At 71.9% G+C, this 19503-nt stretch carries 19 protein-coding genes; all 19 read right to left on the reverse strand.

Annotated elements, in window-relative coordinates:
• Window positions 1–45: 45 nt before the first annotated feature.
• Window positions 46–633 (reverse strand): Trp biosynthesis-associated membrane protein, encoded by a 588-nt coding sequence (locus tag CSIV_RS03805; protein WP_077050082.1) that lies wholly within the window; start codon window positions 631–633, stop codon window positions 46–48.
• Complete coding sequence (hisI, locus tag CSIV_RS03810) at window positions 633–980, reverse strand: phosphoribosyl-AMP cyclohydrolase (RefSeq protein WP_077050083.1); 348 nt, start codon at window positions 978–980, stop codon at window positions 633–635. The genes CSIV_RS03805 and hisI overlap by 1 nt, the downstream gene beginning before the upstream one ends.
• Window positions 977–1741, reverse strand: a complete 765-nt coding sequence (hisF, locus tag CSIV_RS03815) for an imidazole glycerol phosphate synthase subunit HisF (RefSeq protein ID WP_077050084.1) — start codon at window positions 1739–1741, stop codon at window positions 977–979. The genes hisI and hisF overlap by 4 nt, the downstream gene beginning before the upstream one ends.
• Window positions 1741–2583, reverse strand: coding sequence for an ATP phosphoribosyltransferase (hisG, locus tag CSIV_RS03820; protein WP_077050085.1), 843 nt, complete (start codon window positions 2581–2583; stop codon window positions 1741–1743). The genes hisF and hisG overlap by 1 nt, the downstream gene beginning before the upstream one ends.
• Window positions 2584–2630: 47 nt before the next feature.
• Window positions 2631–2894, reverse strand: coding sequence for a phosphoribosyl-ATP diphosphatase (locus tag CSIV_RS03825; RefSeq protein WP_077050086.1), 264 nt, complete (start codon window positions 2892–2894; stop codon window positions 2631–2633).
• A 60-nt stretch (window positions 2895–2954) separates the two neighbouring features.
• Window positions 2955–3614, reverse strand: a complete 660-nt coding sequence (rpe, locus tag CSIV_RS03830) for a ribulose-phosphate 3-epimerase (protein ID WP_077050087.1) — start codon at window positions 3612–3614, stop codon at window positions 2955–2957.
• 99 nt (window positions 3615–3713) lie between these two features.
• Window positions 3714–5087: an RsmB/NOP family class I SAM-dependent RNA methyltransferase gene (locus CSIV_RS03835; RefSeq protein WP_077050088.1), complete on the reverse strand. Its 1374-nt coding sequence runs from the start codon at window positions 5085–5087 to the stop codon at window positions 3714–3716.
• Complete coding sequence (gene fmt / locus CSIV_RS03840) at window positions 5084–6001, reverse strand: methionyl-tRNA formyltransferase (protein ID WP_077050089.1); 918 nt, start codon at window positions 5999–6001, stop codon at window positions 5084–5086. Before fmt ends, CSIV_RS03835 begins: the two co-directional genes overlap by 4 nt.
• A gap of 49 nt (window positions 6002–6050) precedes the next feature.
• The gene (locus CSIV_RS03845; RefSeq protein ID WP_077050090.1) at window positions 6051–8033 is read right to left on the reverse strand and encodes a hypothetical protein; all 1983 of its coding nucleotides are present in this window, start codon (window positions 8031–8033) and stop codon (window positions 6051–6053) included.
• Between the two features lie 105 nt (window positions 8034–8138).
• On the reverse strand, window positions 8139–9332 hold the full coding sequence (gene metK / locus CSIV_RS03850) for a methionine adenosyltransferase (protein WP_077050091.1): 1194 nt from the start codon (window positions 9330–9332) through the stop codon (window positions 8139–8141).
• 116 nt (window positions 9333–9448) lie between these two features.
• Window positions 9449–9703, reverse strand: coding sequence for a DNA-directed RNA polymerase subunit omega (rpoZ, locus tag CSIV_RS03855; protein WP_076490512.1), 255 nt, complete (start codon window positions 9701–9703; stop codon window positions 9449–9451).
• A gap of 68 nt (window positions 9704–9771) precedes the next feature.
• On the reverse strand, window positions 9772–10686 hold the full coding sequence (gene gmk / locus CSIV_RS03860) for a guanylate kinase (protein WP_077050092.1): 915 nt from the start codon (window positions 10684–10686) through the stop codon (window positions 9772–9774).
• Complete coding sequence (gene pyrF / locus CSIV_RS03865) at window positions 10679–11539, reverse strand: orotidine-5'-phosphate decarboxylase (protein ID WP_077050093.1); 861 nt, start codon at window positions 11537–11539, stop codon at window positions 10679–10681. The genes gmk and pyrF overlap by 8 nt, the downstream gene beginning before the upstream one ends.
• Window positions 11536–14823 (reverse strand): carbamoyl-phosphate synthase large subunit, encoded by a 3288-nt coding sequence (carB, locus tag CSIV_RS03870; protein WP_077050094.1) that lies wholly within the window; start codon window positions 14821–14823, stop codon window positions 11536–11538. The genes pyrF and carB overlap by 4 nt, the downstream gene beginning before the upstream one ends.
• Window positions 14816–15988, reverse strand: a complete 1173-nt coding sequence (carA, locus tag CSIV_RS03875; RefSeq protein WP_077050095.1) for a glutamine-hydrolyzing carbamoyl-phosphate synthase small subunit — start codon at window positions 15986–15988, stop codon at window positions 14816–14818. Before carA ends, carB begins: the two co-directional genes overlap by 8 nt.
• Window positions 15985–16485: a PH-like domain-containing protein gene (locus CSIV_RS03880; protein WP_077050096.1), complete on the reverse strand. Its 501-nt coding sequence runs from the start codon at window positions 16483–16485 to the stop codon at window positions 15985–15987. The genes carA and CSIV_RS03880 overlap by 4 nt, the downstream gene beginning before the upstream one ends.
• Window positions 16482–17804: a dihydroorotase gene (locus CSIV_RS03885; protein ID WP_077050097.1), complete on the reverse strand. Its 1323-nt coding sequence runs from the start codon at window positions 17802–17804 to the stop codon at window positions 16482–16484. Before CSIV_RS03885 ends, CSIV_RS03880 begins: the two co-directional genes overlap by 4 nt.
• Window positions 17801–18769 (reverse strand): aspartate carbamoyltransferase catalytic subunit, encoded by a 969-nt coding sequence (locus tag CSIV_RS03890; RefSeq protein ID WP_077050098.1) that lies wholly within the window; start codon window positions 18767–18769, stop codon window positions 17801–17803. The genes CSIV_RS03885 and CSIV_RS03890 overlap by 4 nt, the downstream gene beginning before the upstream one ends.
• Window positions 18766–19296, reverse strand: coding sequence for a bifunctional pyr operon transcriptional regulator/uracil phosphoribosyltransferase PyrR (gene pyrR, locus CSIV_RS03895; RefSeq protein WP_077050099.1), 531 nt, complete (start codon window positions 19294–19296; stop codon window positions 18766–18768). Before pyrR ends, CSIV_RS03890 begins: the two co-directional genes overlap by 4 nt.
• Window positions 19297–19503 lie beyond the last annotated feature (207 nt).

A 19503-nucleotide genomic window follows, 5' to 3' on the forward strand; every position in this document is an offset into this window, starting at 1 on the left:
GCGCTCAGGGCAAACATCGAACCGATGTTCCGCGCGTGGCCCGAGTCAGGCGGTCGGGTCGTCGCCCCGCGACAGGTCGTCCCACGAGTCGATGGCGTCGTGGGGGCGCGAGGCGTCCGCGGGGGCGTCCGCGGCCGTGCGGTACTTTCGGCCGGCGCTTCCAGGCCAGCTGCGCGCCGTGACGAGCGTGAACACCGCCGCCGCGGCCAGGATCAGCTCGGCCAGAAGGGTCACCGCGGGCCACGGGGTGAGTGACATGGATGCCACGAGGTCGGCGACGGCATCCGCCCCCGAGATCCCGGTCGCCTCGGTGACCGTCGCCGCGGTCGCCGATACGGGCAGGGTCAACAGCACGAGGGCGGTCGCGACGCCGACGGCAGCCGCGATCGCGAGGGCGATGGCGCCGAGCACGTAGCGCAGCACCGGACCGACGATCGAGAGCGCCGCCCCGAGGGCGAGCGCCGCGAGACTCAGGGGCGTCAGTACCGGCACCGCGTCGGACCCCGGCACGGCGAGGGTCTGCTGCGCGCCGTCGGCGAGGGTCACGTCGATCCACGTCTGCGTCGAGGAGATCACCCCGATCGCGCCGGCGAGGAGCATCCCGACGACGGACAGCGAGCGCGCTCGGCGCATCAGCCCTGCCCCACGACGGGGTCGAGGTCGGTGGCGTCGAAACACGTGTGGTCACCGGTGTGGCACGCAGCGCCCACCTGGTCGGCCTCGATGAGGAGCGTGTCGCCGTCGCAGTCCAGGCGCGCGCCCTTGACGATCTGGATGTGGCCGGACGTGTCGCCCTTGCGCCAGTACTCCTGGCGCGAGCGCGACCAGAACGTCACACGGCCGGTGGTGAGGGTGCGGCGCAGGGCCTCGGCATCCATCCACCCGACCATGAGCACCTCGCGCGAGTCGAACTGCTGCACGACCGCGGTCACGAGGCCCTGGGCGTCGTACTTCACGCGCTCGAACGCCTCGACGTTCATCGGCGCACCTCGATCCCTTCGGCCGCCATCGCGTCCTTCACCTGGCCGACCGTGAGCTGACCGGAGTGGAACACGGATGCCGCGAGCACGGCATCGGCTCCGGCCTCGACGGCCGGGGCGAAGTGCTCGAGGGCGCCGGCGCCACCCGAGGCGATCACGGGAACCGCGGCGACCTCGCGCATGAGGCGCACGAGTTCGAGGTCGAAGCCCTGCTTCGTGCCGTCGGCGTCGATTGAGTTGACGAGCAGCTCGCCCGCACCGCGCTCGACCGCTTCGCGAGCCCACTCGAGCGCGTCGAGCGTGGTCTCGGTGCGGCCGCCGTGCGTCGTCACGACGAAGCCGGAGGGGGTGGATGCCGCCCGCTTCACGTCGAGCGAGAGCACGATGACCTGCGCGCCGAAACGGTCGGCGATCTCGTCGACGAGCGCAGGACGGGCGATCGCGGCGGAGTTGACGCCGATCTTGTCGGCGCCCACCGACAGCAGCCGGGCGACGTCCTCGGCGGAGCGGACTCCCCCGCCGACGGTGAGCGGGATGAACACCTGCTCGGCGGTGCGGCGGACCACGTCGTACGTCGTCGCGCGCTCGTCGACGGTCGCGGTGACATCCAGGAACGTGATCTCGTCGGCGCCCTGGTCGAAGTAGAGCTTCGCGAGCTCGACGGGGTCGCCCATGTCGCGGAGGTCCAGGAAGTTCACACCCTTCACGACGCGGCCGGCGGCGACGTCGAGGCAGGGGATGATGCGGCGGGCGAGGGTCATCAGAGTCTCGCGGCGAGGATCTCGGTCACCAGGATCGCGCGGGCGCCGATCGCGAACAGCTCGTCCATGACGCGGTTCACGTCGCGACGGGGGCTCATGACGCGCACGGCCACCCATTCGGGGTCTCGCAGCGGCGAGATCGTGGGCGACTCGAGGCCCGGGGCCACGGCGATCGCCTGCTCGATGAGCGCGGTCGGGAGGTCGTAGTCGATCAGGACGTACTTGCGCGCGGCGAGCACGCCGCGCAGGCGCCGGAGCAGCGTCTCGGTGCCCTCGACCTCTTCGGGGCCGGCGATCAGCACGGCATCCGACTCCAGGAGGACGGGACCGAAGATCTCCAGCCCCGCCTGGCGCAGCGTCGTCCCGGTCGAGACGACGTCGGCCACGGCATCCGCCACGCCCAACTGCACGGCGGATTCGACCGCGCCGTCCAGCGGCACGATGTCGACCGCGACGCCGCGCTCGTCGAGGAACGCGTCGACGAGGCCGGGGTACGCGGTGGCGACGCGGAGACCCTGCAGGTCTTCGACATCGGTGAAACGGCCGGGGCGCCCGGCGAAGCGGAACGTGGAACCGGCGAAGCCGAGCGACTCGACCTCGCGGGCGCCGGGCATCCGCGCGTCCAGCAGGAGGTCGCGGCCCGTGATGCCCACGTCCAGGGCCCCCGATCCGACGTACGTCGCGATGTCACGCGGACGGAGATAGAAGAACTCGACCTCGTTGACGGGGTCGACGGTGTACAGGTCTTTCGAGTCGCGACGTCCGGTGTACCCGGCCTCCGAGAGCATCTCGGCGGCGGTCTCGGCGAGCGACCCCTTGTTCGGCACGGCGATTCGCAGCATGACGGGGGCTTTCGTGTGAGGTGAAGGGGGTGAGCGCGGGTGCGGGCTCAGAGATGTCGGTAGACGTCCGCGAGCGTCAGGCCCTTCGCGAGCATGAGCGTCTGCAGGTGGTACAGCAGCTGCGAGATCTCCTCCGCAGCGGCTTCGTCGGACTCGTACTCGGCGGCCATCCACACTTCGGCGGCTTCCTCGACGATCTTCTTGCCGATGGCGTGGACCCCGGCATCGAGCTGGGCAACGGTGCCGGAGCCGGTGGGGCGCTCGACGGCCTTTGCACTGAGCTCGGCGAACAGGTCGTCGAAGGTCTTCACTCTTCTAGGGTATCGGCTCGGCGGGGCGCCGGATGTCGTGCGCGGTCGGGACGGCTGCGTTCAGTGCGCGTGGCGGGCGGCGGCGGAGCGCAGCGACTGGATCGCGCGGTCCGGGTCGTCGGCGCCGAACACCGCGGAACCGGCGACGAACGTGTCGGCCCCGGCCTCGGCGGCCTGCGCGATCGTGGACTCGCCGATGCCGCCGTCGACCTGCAGCCACACGCTCGACCCGCGGCGGCGGGCCTCGTCGGCCAGGCTCCGCAGCTTCGGCATGGTCTCGGGCATGAAGGACTGGCCTCCGAAGCCGGGCTCCACGGTCATCACGAGGATCTGGTCGAACTCGTTCAGCACCTCGAACAGGTTCTCCACCGGCGTCGCGGGCTTCACGGCCACGCCCGCGCGGGCGCCGATCGAACGGAGCGTCCGGGCCAGGGCGACGGGCGACGCCGCAGCCTCGAGATGGAAGGTGACGGATGCCGCGCCGAGCTCGGCGTATTCCGGAGCCCACCGGTCGGGGTCGTCGATCATCAGGTGCACGTCGAGCGGGACGGGGCTCGTCTCTTGGATGCGACCGACCATCTGCGGGCCGAAGGTGAGGTTCGGCACGAAGTGATTGTCCATGACGTCGACGTGCACGAAGTCCGCCCCCGAGATGCGGGCGAGCTCCGCCTGCATGTTCACGAAGTCGGCGGCGAGGATGCTCGGATTGATGCGGGGCACACCTCCATTATCGGCGCCCGGTCCGCCGCACCCTCGCGTGAGGGGTCAGAAACTGTCGCTTGGGTCGCGCACAGGCGACAGATCTTGACCCCTCACGCGTCAGGAGACCCGCCGCAGGAGGGCGATCGACATCGCGTCGGTGCCGTGGCGGTGCGGCCAGAGCTGGGCGCGGAGGGAGCCGTCGGACTGGTCGGGCAGGTCGATGTCCGAGCCCGCGATGTCGCGCACGACGGCGCGCGCGTCCAGCTCCTCCACGCTGCCGCCGAACTCGCGGCGCACCTCGGCGAGCACCCCGGAGGTCTCGGCCAGGTGCGGCGAGCACGTGACGTACGCCAGCACCCCTCCCGGCTTCACCGCGCCGAGCCCCGCCCGCACGAGCTCGAGCTGCAGGGCGGTGAGATCGGGCACGTCGGCCGGGGTCTTCCGCCACCGGGCCTCGGGTCGCCGACGGAGCGCCCCGATTCCGGTGCACGGCGCGTCGACGAGGATGCGGTCGTACTCCCCCGGAGTGCGAGCCGCGCGGTCACGGCCGTCCTCCTCGGTCACCTCGACCTCGAGCGGGACGGATGCCACGGCCCGGCGGACGAGCGCGGCCCGGTGCGGCGAGATCTCGTTGGCATCCAGTCGGACGCCGCCCGCGAGCGCCTCCGCCGCGAGCAGCGCCGTCTTGCCGCCGGGCCCGGCGCACAGGTCGAGCCACCGCTCCCCCGGCTCGATCGGCCGGAAGCGGCTGAGGGCGAGGGCCGCGAGCTGCGATCCCTCGTCCTGCACGCGGAGGCGACCGTCCGACGCCCGGATGAGCGCCTCGGGGTCTCCGCCGCGGGTCGTGAACGCCGTTGGCGCGTACCGGGCGGGACGGGCGTCATCGGGGATCGCGGCCAGCCCCGGCAGGGCGACCATCGCCACCCGCGGGGCGTCGTTGTCGGCGGCCAGCAACGCGTCGAGCTCGTCGGCGCGACTTTCCGCCGCCAGTGCGCGACGGAACGCGCGCACGATCCATACCGGGTGGGAGGTCGTGAGCCCGAGCCGCTCGTCGTCGCTCCGGGCGGACGCGGTGATGCGGTCCATCCAGTGCCCGGGCGTCTCGCGCGAGACGCGCCGCAGGACGGCGTTCGCGAATCCCGCGGCCCCGCGCCCGCCGCCGTGGCGACGGGCGAGCTCGACGGACTCGTTCACCGCGGCGTGCGAGGCCACGCGCGTCGAGAGCAGCTGGTGGACACCGAGCCGCAGCGCGTCGAGCACGGGCGGATCGATGCGGTCCACGGTCCGGTCGGCCGCGGAGGCGATGATCGCGTCGTACGTGCCGCGTCGCCGCAGCGTGCCGTACGTCAGCTCGGTCGCGAGACCCGCGTCCTTGGCATCCAGCTTCGCCCGCTCGATCGCGTGCGGCAGGGACAGGTTCGCGTACGCCTCGTCGGCGGAGACCGCCCGCAGCACGTCGTACGCGACGGCGCGCGCTCCCTGCACGCTCATGAGCCCAGCACCGGGTTCTCGACGCGGAGGCCGCGGAACCAGTCGCCCGCGGGCATCGCGCCCTTGCCGGCGGGCTGCACGGTCTCGAGTCGCAACGGCGCGCTCGCCGTTCCGACCAGGATCTCGCGACCGGATGCCACGACCCGGCCCGGCGGGACCGGGTCCGCCGTGCTCGCAGCGGCGCGCAGCACCTTGAACCGTGCCCCCTCGAACGTCGTGTGCGCGCCGGGTTCGGGCGTGACACCGGCGATCCGCGCGCGGAGGGTTTCGGCATCCCGCGAGAAGTCGAGGGCGCCGTCGTCGAGGGTCAGCTTCGGCGCGAGCGTCGGCTCACCCTGCTGCGGGACCGCGAGCGCCGTCCCCTCGGCGATGCCGTCGACGACACGCGCGAGCAGCGGCGCGCCGACCACGGCGAGAGCGTCGAGGACCTCGCCCGCGGTGGCGTTCCACGGCACCTCGTACCGCTCCTCGGCGAAGACGTCGCCGGCATCCAGTTCGGCCACCAGCTGGAACACGCTCGCGCCGGTCTCGCGGTCGCCGGCGATCAACGCGCGCTGCACGGGGGCGGCGCCGCGCCAGCGCGGGAGCAGCGAGAAGTGCAGATTGATCCAGCCGTGCGCGGGCGCCGACAACAGCGGCTCGCGTACGAGACCGCCGTAGGCGACGATGACGCCGAGATCCGGCTCCAGCGCGGTGATGCGGGCGGTGGCGTCGGCATCCAGACGGTCGGCTTTGATCGTCGGGAGCCCGAGCTCCTCCGCCTGCTGGGCGACCGGGGACGGGGTCAGCAGGCGCTTCCGGCCGAGCGGCGCGTCGGAACGGGTGACGACGGCAGCGATCTCGTGCGGACCCTCCGCCAGGACGCGGAGGGAGGGGACGGCGACGGCGGGGGTGCCGGCGAAGACGAGGCGCATGGTTCTCCTCACGCTTCGGATGCGGGTGGGTGGGACCGGGCGGCGGCGCTCAGAGGTCGGGCTCGGGGAGGTCGAGCCGCACTCTGAGTGTATTCCGCGGTCTCGGCCCCTTCTCCTTCGTCGACTTGCGCGCACGCAGGGCGTCGGCGATCACGCCGGCGCGGAGCGCGTCCGCGACGGCGCGGCCGTGCGCGTAGTCGAACCGCACCAGGGCACGCGACGTCGGGGCATCGGGCGCCGTGGACGTGTCGACCGGGCCGAGGACGGCGAGGGCATCGAGATCGGGGACCGCGGCGCGCACCTCGGCGAGGAGCGTGTCGACGCTCCGCGCGTGTCCTTCGACGCTCGCGACGCGCACGGCGGGCGGCATCCGCAGAGGTGCGCGGTCGACCAGCTCGGCACGGGCGTAGGCGGGCTGGGTCCAGGTTGCGAGTGCGCGGGCCACGGGACCGGCGACGCCCACCAGATGCACGGGCGCGCCGGGGGCGGCGAGGGCGGCTGCGTTCGACCACCAGCGCAGACAGTGCTCGCCGACCCGCAGCGCCTCGTTCTGCAGCATGCGGTCGCCGTCGAGCAGGATCACGGCCCGGTATCCGCCGCGCGCGATCGGTTCTGCCCCGCGCGTGGCGATCACCAGGGCCGGGGCGGCATCCACCTCCGCGACCGGGTGGGCGCCGTCGGCGATGATCACGCGCGTGTTCGGGAAGGCGCGGCCCAGTTCGTCCGCCGTGCGCTCGCTGCCCGACGAGGCCATCCGCAGCTTCGCGGAGCCGCAATGCCCGCAGGTCCACGCGTGGGCACTGCGACCGCACCACGCGCACACCGGAACCGCACCCGGACGTGCGGCCCGGAGGGGGCCGGCGCAGTGGGCGCAGCGCGCGGGGCGACGGCAGTCGGCGCAGACCAGCGACGGCGCATAGCCGGGGCGGGCGACCTGCACGAGGACGGGCCCCTGGGCGAGCGCCTCGCGCGCCGCCGCGAACGCCGAGGACGGGACGCGTGCCTGGCGCGACTCCCCCTCCCTCGTCGCGCTGAGCACCACCCGCGGACTCTGTCGGCGCTTCGGCGCCACCTCCCGCACGTAGCCCACCTCGACCAGGCGCTGCACGTCCGTCGAGCGCGTGTGGCCGGCGAAGACGAGCGCGGACCCTTCCAGCTCCTGCCGCACGAGCGCCGCGTCGCGCGCGTGCACGCCCGGGGCGAGGGGCTCGGCGAGCAGCGAGTCGCCGTCGTCCCAGAGCGCGACGAGGCCCGTGTCGTGGGCGGGGGCGTACACCGCCGAGCGGCGCCCCACGACGATCACCGGGACGGGTGCGAGGGTGCGCAGGTACTGGCCGTAACGCACCGGACCCGATTGGTCGGCGTCGTCGCGGACCACGGCCTCGGGTGGCACGAGGTCGGCCAGTGCCGCCATGAGCTGCGCCTGGTCGCGGTAGTCGGGCACGACCAGCACCGCGCTCCTCCCCCGTGCGAGCGTGTGCACCGCTGCCGCGGCGAGGACATCGGCCCACGCGCCGCGCGGAAGGTCGCCCGTCGTGTGCGGAGGGGCGTCGAGCGCGATGCGCTCGCCGGAGTCGAGGGCGTCCGGCAGGCCGACGAAAGGCGCCAGCAGCGCGTCGGCACGAACCAGGGATGCCGCGGGCACCACCGGCGCCTCGGGCGTGGGCGACGCCAGCCAGGCCTTCTCGGCCCGCACCATGCGTTTCGGGACGGCGAGGCGCAGCACGTCGCTCACCGACCCGGCGGCACGGTCGGCGACCCTGCGCGCGAGCGCGAAGAGCCGCTCCGGGAGCACCGGCATCGTCGAGACGACACTCTCGACCGACGACAGCGGTCGTTCGCTGCCGTCGTCGGACACGACCTCGATCACGAAGGCATCCATCATCCGTCCGGCGGACCGCAGCGGCACCTTGACGCGCACGCCGGGGACGACGTCCGCGACCAGCGGATGCGGAATCGCGTAGTCGAGCAGGCGGTCGAGTTGGGGAACCGGGGAGTCCAGCTGCACCCGCGCGACGCGGCGCGCGCTCACGCGGCGGCTCCGTCCGCACTCCGGCGCGCACGGCGACGCGGAGCGCGGGGAACGGATGCCAGGGCTGCGGCGACGCGGTGCACGCCCGGCGCGGGCGCCCCCACGTCAGAGACCGGCGGCGGTGCGCAGCGGGTCCAAGCGGTCGGTGCGCTCCCACGTGAAGTCGGGCAGTTCGCGGCCGAAGTGACCGTACGCCGCGGTCTGCGCGTAGATCGGGCGCAGCAGGTCGAGCTGGTCGATGATCGCCTTCGGGCGCAGGTCGAACACCTCGCGGATGGCGTTCACGATCGTCTCGTCGGCGACGTGCGCCGTGCCGAACGACTCGACGTACAGCCCCACCGGGTTCGCCTTGCCGATCGCGTACGCGACCTGCACCTCGAGGCGGTCGGCCAGGCCCGCCGCGACGGCGTTCTTCGCGACCCAGCGCATGGCGTAGGCCGCCGAGCGGTCGACCTTGGACGGATCCTTGCCGCTGAAGGCTCCGCCGCCGTGACGCGAGGCCCCGCCGTAGGTGTCGATGATGATCTTGCGGCCGGTGAGGCCGGCGTCGCCCTTGGGGCCGCCGATCACGAACGGGCCGGCCGGGTTGATGTAGTACTGCACGTCGGGCAGGTCGAGACCGGTGTCGCGCAGCACCGGGTCGATGACCTCGGCCTGCACGAGCGCGCGCAACTCCTCCTGCGAGATGTCGGGGTGGTGCTGCGTCGAGAGCACGACGGAGTCGACCGTCCGCGGCGTGTGGCCGTCGTAGCCCAGGGTGACCTGGGTCTTCCCGTCGGGACGCAGGAACGGCAGCGTGCCGTCTTTCCGGACGGAGGCCAGGCGCTCGGCGATGCGGTGAGCCGTCCACGCGGCCATCGGCATGAGCTGGGGCGTCTCGTTGGTGGCGAAACCGAACATGATGCCCTGGTCGCCCGCGCCCTGCAGGTCGCGCGGATCGATCGAGCCGCGCTCGCGCTGCTCGAACGCCTTGTTCACGCCGGCGGCGATGTCGGACGACTGCGCGCCGATCGACACGCTGACGCCGCACGAGTCGCCGTCGAAGCCGGTCTCGCTGGAGGTGTACCCGATGCGGTTGACGACGTCGCGCACGATCGCGGGGATCTCGACATATGCGCTCGTGGAGACCTCACCCGCGACGTGCACCAGGCCGGTGGTCACGAGGGTCTCGACGGCGACGCGTCCGGACGGGTCCTCGGTGAGGATGGCATCCAGGATGCTGTCGGAGATCTGGTCGCAGATCTTGTCGGGGTGTCCTTCCGTGACGGACTCGGACGTGAACAGGCGCAGGTCGGTCAAGACGACTCCCGGTCGGTTTCGGGCTGGGGACGGGCACAAGTATGCCCCGGACGGCGGACAGCCGCCCGGGGCATCGTCACATCTGTGAACAGATCACGAGATGCGTCGGCTGTGGATTACTCCGCAGCCTTGAGGCGCAGCTTGTCCTCGTGGATCTCGTGCAGCGCGATCGTCAGCGGCTTGTCCTCGACGGTGGAGTCGACGAGCGGGCCCACATTGTCGAAGAGGTTGCCCTCGTGAAGGTCGGAGTAGTAGTCGTTGATCTGGCGCGCGCGCTTGGACGCGTAGATCACGAGCTGGTACTTGGAGTCGACCTTGTCGAGCAGCGCGTCGATGGGCGGGTCGATGATGCCCTTGTCACGTCCGGCCATGGGGAACCTCCTGGTTCGGCGGGATGGGGTGGATGCGGCGCCCGTCGGCGCCGAAGCATCCTCGTATTCTATCCGACGTCGGGGCGACGTGCGGCGAGGGCCACGACCTCGGCCGCGGCGCGCGCGACCTCGTCGTTGACGACCCGGTAGTCGAACTCGTTCTGCGCGGCGAGTTCGGTGCGTGCGGTGCGGAGGCGCCGCGCCCGTTCCTCGGCATCCTCGGTCCCCCGGCCCACGAGGCGCTGGACGAGTTCGTCCCAGCTCGGCGGGAGCAGGAACACCAGCGTGGCGGACGGATCGGCGGCGCGCACCTGGCGGGCGCCCTGCAGATCGATCTCGAGCAGAGCCGTGCCACCGGCCGCCAGGACGCGGTCGATGGGCTCGCGGGGCGTGCCGTAGCGGTGGGCGTTGTGCACCGTCGCCCACTCCAGCAGCTCTCCCGCCGCGATGAGCCGATCGAACTCGGCGTCGTCGACGAAGTAGTAGTGCTCGCCGTCGACCTCGCCGGGGCGCGGCGCACGGGTCGTGGCCGAGACCGACAGGTGGATCTCGGGGAAGTGCTCCTTGATGTGCGCCGCGACCGTGCCCTTGCCGACGGCCGTCGGACCGGCGAGCACCACGAGACGGCTGCGACCCTCGCGCGGACCCGGCTCGGGCCAGCGGGCGTCGAGGTAGTCGCGGAGCGCGTCGCGCTGGCGCGAGCCGAGACCGCCGAGACGCTTCACCGGCGAGATCCCGAGGGAGGTCAGGATGCGGTCCCGCTTGCTCTCGCCGATCGCGGGGATCGCCGTGAGGAACTCGGTCACCCGCATGGCACCGGCCGCCGACAGCGGGTCGGCGAGTCCGCGACGCAGGAGCTCCTGCGGGGTGATCACGCGCGTGGAGACGTCGCGCTTGAGGGCGGCGCGTTCGCGGCGCGCGGCGACGGCGCGGCGGGAGGCCGCCGCCCGGTCGACTTCGGGGGGACGACGCGAGTCAGCCATGCAGGGCCTCCCGGTACAGATCGGCGCGCGTCTCGATGCGCTCCGCGAGCCGGGCCGGACCGACGGCGAGCACGCTGCGGCTCTCGTTGGCGACGACGGCTTTGGCGACGTAGCCGAAGAGGCGGTGGAGGTCGGCGGGATCGGCGCCCTGCGCCCCGAACCCCGGGGCGAGGATCGGCATACCGGCCAGCGCGATGTCGCCCAGGCCGAAGGCCGCGCGATCGACGGTGGCGCCGACGACGACACCCACGGGGCCCAGGGCCCCGGGTGCGCCGATGTTCGCCTGGTTCACGTCGTGCGCCACGCGGGCGGCGACGTGTTCGTGGTCGCCCACGGCCAGCGCGTCGTCGACGACGGCGCTCTGCACCGCCCGGGCCTCGGGGTTGCTCGTCGCGGTCAGAACGAAAGCGCCCTTGCCGTGGTGCACCGCCAGCGACAGCGTCTCGCGCAGCGAGTCGGCGCCGAGGTAGGGCGTCAGGGTCACGGCATCCGCTTCCAGGGGCGATCCGGGCTCGAGCCAGGCGTGGGCGTAGCCCTCCATCGTGGTGCCGATGTCGCCGCGCTTGGCGTCGGCGATCACGATGAGTCCCGCGGCGCGCGCCGCGGCCATCACGTCTTCGAGCGCGGCGAAGCCCTTCGAGCCGTAGCGCTCGTAGAACGCCACCTGCGGCTTCACGACGCCGACGCGTCCTGCGGCCGCCTCGACCACGCGGAGGCCGAAGGTGCGTGCGCCGTCGGGCGTGGCATCCAGCCCCCACGCTGACAGCAGCGCGGCGTGGGGGTCGATGCCGACGCACAGGGCGCCGTGGGTCTGGAGGGCTGTCGCCAGCCGCTGCCCGAACGTCTCGCTCACAGGCGACCCGCGCGGTCGACGGCGTACTCCTGGAGGCTGCGGACCTCGAAGCCGTCCTTCATCGCGCCGAGGGCGCTCACGGCGGCGCCGAGCACGGCCATGGTCGTGAACAGCGCCTTGTCGGCGGCCACGGCTGCGGCGCGGATCTCGTATCCGTCGGCGCGTGCCGTGCCCCCGCTCGGGGTGTTGACGATCATGTCGATCTTGCCGTCGTTGATGAGGTCGACGACGTTCTGCTGACCGGAGCCCTGCGTCTCGGAGTACTTCTCGACGACCTGGACGCGGATGCCGTTGCGGGCGAGGATCTCGGCCGTCCCCTCGGTGGCCATGAGCTCGAAGCCGAGCTCCTGCAGGCGGTGGGCGGGCAGGATCACGGCGCGCTTGTCGGCGTCGGCGACGGAGATGAACACCGTGCCCGAGGTCGGCATGCCGCCGTATGCGGCCTCCTGCGACTTCGCGAACGCGGTCGGGAAGTCGCGGTCGATGCCCATGACCTCGCCGGTCGAACGCATCTCGGGGCCGAGCACCGAGTCGACCGTGCGGCCGTCGGCGGTGCGGAACCGCTTGAACGGCAGGACGGCCTCCTTGACGGCGACGGGGGCGTCCAGCGGCACGCGCGAACCGTCGCTCTCGGGCAGCAGGCCCTCGGCGATGAGCTCGGCGACGGTGCTGCCGGCCATGATGCGGCTCGCGGCCTTGGCCAGCGGGATGCCGAGCGCCTTGGACACGAACGGCACGGTGCGGCTGGCGCGGGGGTTCGCCTCGATCACGTAGAGCACGCCGGCGGAGATCGCGAACTGCACGTTCAGGAGCCCGCGGACGCCGACGCCCTTCGCGATCGCGAGCGTCGCCTCGCGGACGCGGTCGACCTCGGTGCGGCCGAGCGACACCGGCGGGAGGGTGCAGGACGAGTCGCCGGAGTGGATGCCGGCCTCCTCGAGGTGCTCCATGACCCCGCCGATGTACAGGTCGGTGCCGTCGTACAGCGCGTCGACGTCGAGCTCGATCGCGTCGTCGAGGAAGCGGTCGACCAGGAGCGGGAGCCCGGGGCCGATGATGGCCTGGTCGGCGACGCGGACGAAGTAGTCGCGCAGCGCTTCGGTCGAGTACACGATCTCCATGCCGCGGCCGCCGAGCACGAAGCTCGGCCGCACCAGCACCGGGTAGCCGATCTCCTCGGCGACCGTGACCGCGCCCTCGACGTCGATCGCGGTGCCGTTGCGCGGAGCGACGAGCCCGGCGTCGTCGAGCAGGCGCGAGAAGAGCTCGCGCTCCTCGGCGAGGTCGATCGCCTCGGGGCTGGTGCCGAGGATGGTGTACCCGGCGGCCTCGATGCCCTTGGCCAGGCCGAGGGGCGTCTGTCCGCCGAGCTGGCAGACGACGCCGAGGATCTCGCCGGAGCGGCTCTCGGCGTGCAGCACCTCGAGCACGTCCTCGAGCGTGAGGGGCTCGAAGTACAGGCGGTCGCTCGTGTCGTAGTCGGTCGACACGGTCTCGGGGTTGCAGTTGACCATGATCGTCTCGTACCCGGCATCCGACAGCGCGAACGACGCGTGCACGCACGAGTAGTCGAACTCGACGCCCTGGCCGATGCGGTTGGGGCCCGAACCGATGATGACGACCTTGGTGCGGTCGGACGGGGTGACCTCGGTCTCCCAGTCGTAGCTGGAGTAGTGGTACGGCGTGAGCGCCGGGAACTCCCCCGCGCACGTGTCGACCGTCTTGTAGACCGGGCGCACGTCCAGCGCATACCGGATGCCGCGCACCTCGGCCTCGTCGAGCCCGCGGATCTGCGCGATCTGGGCGTCGCTGAAGCCATGCTCCTTGGCGAGGCGGAGGGTGTCGGCATCCAGCTCGCCGGCCGCGCGGATGATCTCGGCGACCTCGTTGATGAGCACGATCTGGTCGATGAACCACGGGTCCATCGCGGTCGCGTCGAACGCCTGCTCGGGCGTGGCGCCCAGGCGCAGCGCCTGCTGCAGCACGACGATGCGCCCGTCGGTCGGCGTCTTCGAGATCTCGAGGAGCTCCTCGACCGACCGCGACTCCTCGCCCCAGTGGAAGCTGGAGCCGCGCTTCTCGAGCGAGCGCAGCGCCTTCTGCAGCGCCGTGGTGTAGTTGCGGCCGATCGCCATCGCCTCGCCCACCGACTTCATGGTGGTGGTGAGGGCCGTGTCGGCGGCGGGGAACTTCTCGAAGTTGAACCGCGGCACCTTCACCACGACGTAGTCGAGCGTGGGCTCGAAGCTCGCCGGGGTCACCTTGGTGATGTCGTTGGGGATCTCGTCGAGGCGGTAGCCGATCGCGAGCTTCGCGGCGATCTTCGCGATCGGGAAGCCCGTGGCCTTCGACGCGAGCGCCGAGGAGCGCGACACGCGCGGGTTCATCTCGATGACGATGATGCGCCCCGTGGCCGGGTCGACCGCGAACTGGATGTTGCAGCCACCGGTGTCGACGCCCACGGCACGGATGATGTCGATGCCGATGTTGCGCATCTTCTGGTACTCGCGGTCGGTGAGGGTCAGCGCGGGGGCGACGGTGATCGAGTCGCCGGTGTGCACACCCACGGGGTCGACGTTCTCGATCGAGCAGACCACCACGGTGTTGTCGTGGGTGTCGCGCATGAGCTCGAGTTCGTACTCCTTCCACCCGAGGATCGACTCCTCGAGCAGGACCTCGTGCGTCGGCGAGTCGTGCAGACCCGCGCCGCCGATACGGCGGAGGTCGTTCTCGTCGTACGCGAAGCCCGATCCGAGGCCGCCCATGGTGAAGGAGGGACGCACGACCAGCGGGTAGCCGAGCTTCTCGGCCCCGGCGAGCAGATCCTCCATCGAGTGGCAGATCACGGAGTCGGCGACGTCGGCGCCCGACTCGATGACGAGCTCCTTGAAGATCTGGCGGTCCTCGCCCTTGCGGATGGCGTCGACCTTGGCGCCGATGAGCTCCACCCCGTACTTGACCAGGATGCCGCGGTCGTGGAGGGCCATGGCCGCGTTCAGCGCCGTCTGGCCGCCGAGCGTGGGGAGGATGGCATCCGGCTTCTCCTTCGCGATGATCGTCTCGATCACCTCGGGGGTGATCGGCTCGATGTACGTCGCGTCGGCGAAGTCGGGGTCGGTCATGATCGTCGCCGGGTTGGAGTTGACGAGGATCACGCGCACGCCCTCCTCGCGGAGGACGCGGCACGCCTGGGTGCCGGAGTAGTCGAACTCGCAGGCCTGACCGATGACGATCGGGCCGGAGCCGATGACGAGGACGGAGCGGATGTCGTCGCGCTTAGGCATTCTTCTTCGTCTCCTGAGTTGCGAGCACCATGTCGCGGAAGCGGTCGAACAGGTAGTTGGCGTCGTGGGGTCCGGCGGCGGCCTCGGGGTGGTACTGCACGCTGAACGCCGGGATGTCGAGGGCGCGCAGGCCCTCGACCACGTTGTCGTTGAGGCCGATGTGGCTCACCTCGACGCGGCCGTAGCCGTGGGGGCTGTCGACGACCGCGTCCAGCGGCGCCTCGACGGCGAAGCCGTGGTTCTGCGAGGTGATCTCGACGCGACCCGTGGTCTTGTCGAGCACCGGCTGGTTGATGCCGCGGTGACCGAACGGCAGCTTGTAGGTGCCGAAGCCGAGGGCGCGGCCGAGCAGCTGGTTGCCGAAGCAGATGCCGAAGAAGGGCAGGCCTTCGTCGAGCACGGCGCGCAGCAGCTCGACGTGCTGGTCGCTCGCGGCCGGGTCGCCGGGGCCGTTGGAGTAGAACGCCGCGACCGGCTCGATCGCGCGGATCTCGTCGATCGACGCGGACTGCGGGAAGACGTGCACGTCGAACCCGCGCGCGGCCAGGTTGTCGATCGTGGACTGCTTCACGCCGAGGTCGAGCACGGCGAGGTTGCCGATGCGCTCGGCGGTCGCGAGGGTGATCTCGACCTCGGTGACCGACACCTCGGCCGAGAGGTTCCGGCCGGCCATCCCGGGCGCGGCGAGCACGCGGCGCAGCTGCTCGTCCTCGTCGAGGTTCACCGCGTCGCCGGAGAAGACGCCGCCGCGCATGCTGCCGGAGGAACGGATGCGGCGCGTCAGCGCGCGGGTGTCGATGCCGGAGATGCCGACGATCCCGTCGTCTTCGAGCGCGTCGTCGAGGGAGCGGTTGGCGCGCCAGTTCGACACGACGCGCGAGGGGTCGCGCACGATGTAGCCGGCCACCCAGATGCGGCGGGACTCGGGGTCTTCGTCGTTCACACCGGTGTTTCCGATGTGCGGAGCGGTCTGCAGCACGATCTGGCCGGCGTAGGACGGGTCGGTGAGCGTCTCCTGGTACCCGGTCATGCCGGTGGCGAAGACGACCTCGCCGAAGGTCTCGCCGCGGGCGCCGTAGGCGCGGCCGGGGTAACGGGTGCCGTCTTCCAGTACCAGGACGGCGGGTTCGCGCGAGAGGCGCGGAGGGGAGATCAGGGCGGTCATGCGTCGCTTCCTGTCGTGATGAGCGGACGGATGGCGTCGGCGAGGGATCGGGCCGAGGCATCCTGGGGTCGGAGGTAGGTGTCGACGACGGTGTCGTCGTCGATGCGCCAGCTGACGCGCGTCAGGCCGTCGCGCTCGACGACACGGTCGATCGCGACGGTCGCCTGAGCCGCGTCGACGAGGCGGTCACGGGTGAGCGCGATGCGGGGCTGGCCCGGCAGGTCGAGGGCGATCCCGGCCGAGGTGACCGTGACGTCCACGCGGGAGCGGAACCCGAGGCCGCGGATCGCGAGGCGTTCGAGGGGCTCGCCGTGACGCGTGGTCGCGACGTAGAGCCCCGGGAACACGCCCGTCTCCACGGCGCCGTCGGGAAGCTCTCCCACCGGGGCGGAGTAGCGCGCATCGCGCCGCGTTCGTCGGAGCCACGCCACCGCGAGCACCGCGAGCAGGACCACGGCCACCGCGGCCACGACCAGCAGTGCGCCTTCGCGGCTCACGAGAGCACGCCCGGAGCATCGAGCACCGCGCCGTCGACGACGGTGGGGATGCCGGAACGAACGGTCCAGCGGACCTCGCCGGGCAGTTCGCGGCCGAGGTACGGCGAGTTCTTGCTGCGCCCGCGGAGGTCGCCGAGCCCGAAGGTCCGCGCGGGCCGGGGGTCGTAGAGCGTGAAGCTCGCGGGCCGACCCTCCGTGAGCGGAGTGCCGTGCCCGTCGAGGCGGCCGATGCGGGCGGGCGTGCGCGACATCACGCGGGCGACGTCGCTCCACTCGAGGAGGCCGGTCGAGACCATGGCCTCGTGGACGACGCGCAGCGCGCTCTCGAGGCCCACCATGCCGTTCGCCGCGGCCGCCCACTCGCACGACTTCGCCTCGGCGGGGTGCGGCGCGTGGTCGGTCGCGACGATGTCGATCGTGCCGTCCGCGAGACCCTCGCGCACGGCGAGAACGTCTTCCTCGCGGCGGAGCGGCGGGTTCACCTTGAAACGCGCGTCGTAGTCGCGCACGAGTTCGTCGGTCAGCAGCAGGTGGTGCGGGGTGACCTCGGCGGTGACGTTCACGCCGCGCTTCTTGGCCCAGCGGATGATGTCGACCGATCCCGCCGTCGACAGGTGGCACACGTGCAGGCGCGAGCCCACGTGCTCCGCGAGCAGCACGTCGCGGGCGATGATCGACTCCTCGGCGACGGCCGGCCAGCCGGTGAGCCCGAGCTCCGCCGAGACGGCGCCCTCGTTCATCTGCGCGCCCTCGGTGAGTCGCGGGTCCTGCGCGTGCTGCGCGATCACGCCGTCGAAGGCCTTCACGTACTCCAGCGCCCGCCGCATGATGAGCGGGTCGAAGACGCAGAAGCCGTCGTCGCTGAAGACGCGGACGCGGGCGCGCGAGTCGGCCATCGCGCCCAGCTCGGCAAGTCGCTCGCCCTTCTGCCCGACCGTGACCGCACCGATCGGCTGCACGTGCACGAAGCCCGCGGCCTCGCCCAGCGCGAGCTCCTGCTCGACGACGCCGGCGGTGTCGGCGACCGGCGAGGTGTTCGGCATCGCGAAGACGGTCGTGAAGCCGCCGGCCGCCGCGGCGCGGGAGCCGGTGGCGACGGTCTCGGAGGCCTCGTACCCGGGCTCGCGCAGGTGCACGTGCAGGTCGACGAGTCCGGGCAGGGCGATGAGGCCGTCGGCATCCACGACCGTGGCACCGGCGTGCGAGAGTCCGGTGCCCGTCTCGGCGATCACGCCGTCGCGGACGAGCAGGTCGGTGGCATCCTGACCCTCGATCCGCGCGCCGCGCACCAGCAGGGTGTGGGAGGGGGCGTGGCTCATCGAAGGTCCTCTTTCTCGGAGTCGGTCCGCGCGCCCGCCAGCAGCAGGTACAGCACGGCCATGCGCACGGAGACGCCGTTCGCCACTTGCTCGAGAACCGTCGAGCGCGGCGAGTCGGCGGCTTCGGCGGAGATCTCCAGGCCGCGATTCATGGGGCCCGGGTGTAGAACGATGCTACCGTCCGGCAGGGCGTCCAAGCGCCGCGCGTCGAGGCCGTAGCGGCGGGAATACTCCCGTTCAGTCGGGAAATACGCGGCATTCATGCGTTCGAGCTGGATGCGGAGCATCATGAGCGCGTCGGGACCCGCGGCGATCGCACGGTCCAGGTCGTAATCCACCTCGACGGGCCACCCGCTGACGTCCTGCGGCACGAGCGTCGGCGGCGCGACGAGCGTGACGTGCGCGCCCAGGGTGTGCAGCAGCCACACGTTCGAGCGTGCGACGCGCGAGTGCAGCACGTCGCCGACGATCGTCACCCGGATGCCGTCGAGCCCGCGCCCGCGGCTGTCCGCGCCGAACAGGCGCTTGCGGATGGTGAACGCGTCCAGCAGCGCTTGCGTGGGGTGGGCGTGCGTGCCGTCCCCGGCATTCACCACTCCCGCGGTGATCCACCCGGACGTGGCGAGGGTGCGCGGGGCGCCGGAGGCGCCGTGGCGGATGACGACGGCATCCGCCCCCATCGCCTGCAGGGTCTGCGCGGTGTCCTGCAGCGACTCGCCCTTGCTGACGCTCGAGCCCTTCGCCGAGAAGTTGATGACGTCGGCGGAGAGACGCTTCGCTGCCGCCTCGAACGAGATGCGCGTGCGCGTGGAGTCCTCGAAGAAGAGGTTCACCACGGTCTTGCCGCGGAGCGTCGGGAGCTTCTTGACCTCTCGCCGCTGCGTGTCGGCCATGTCTTCGGCGACGTCGAGGATCTCGAGCGCCTCCGCGCGGGTGAGGTCGCGCGTATCGAGCAGGTGCCTCATGACTCGATCGTCACTTCCTCGATGCCGTCGACCTCGGCGAGGCGCACGTTCACGCGCTCGTCGCGCGCCGACGGGAGGTTCTTGCCCACGAAGTCGGGGCGGATCGGCAGCTCGCGGTGGCCGCGATCGATGAGCGTCGCGAGCCGCACGGCGGCGGGGCGCCCGATGTCCTGCAGGGCATCGAGGGCGGCGCGGATGCTGCGACCCGAGAACAGCACGTCGTCGATCAGCACGACGACTCTGCCGTCGATGCCGCCCGCGGGGATGCGGGTCGTCTGGGGCGCGCGCGTCGGATTGCGGTGCAGATCGTCGCGGTACATCGTGACGTCGAGGGCGCCGACCGGAACGGCTGCTCCCCCGAACTCGCTGATCAGCGGGGCGATGCGCTCGGCGAGGGTGACACCGCGCGTCGGGATCCCGAGGAGGACGAGTCCTTCCGGTCCTTTGTTGGACTCCAGGATCTCGTGCGAGATTCGCGTCAAAGCGCGGGCGATGTCGGCATCGTGCATGACGGTGCGCGTACTCATCCGCCGCTCCCTTCTCCGCCTCACGGGACGGGGTTAAAGGTTGCCGTGGTTCTGAGTCGAGTGTAGCGGGTGTGGATGACGGATGCCGGGCGCCCCGTGCTGTGCAGGAGGGGGTGCGCCGAGGCGGGCGAGCGAGCGCCGGGCGGGACGGGAGGAGATACGGCGGGCGGAGGACGGATGCCACGGATGCGGTCCTCCCCCGGCGAA

Origin of the sequence: Microbacterium sp. CSI-V (assembly GCF_001984105.1) — a bacterium.
Lineage (GTDB): Bacteria > Actinomycetota > Actinomycetes > Actinomycetales > Microbacteriaceae > Microbacterium.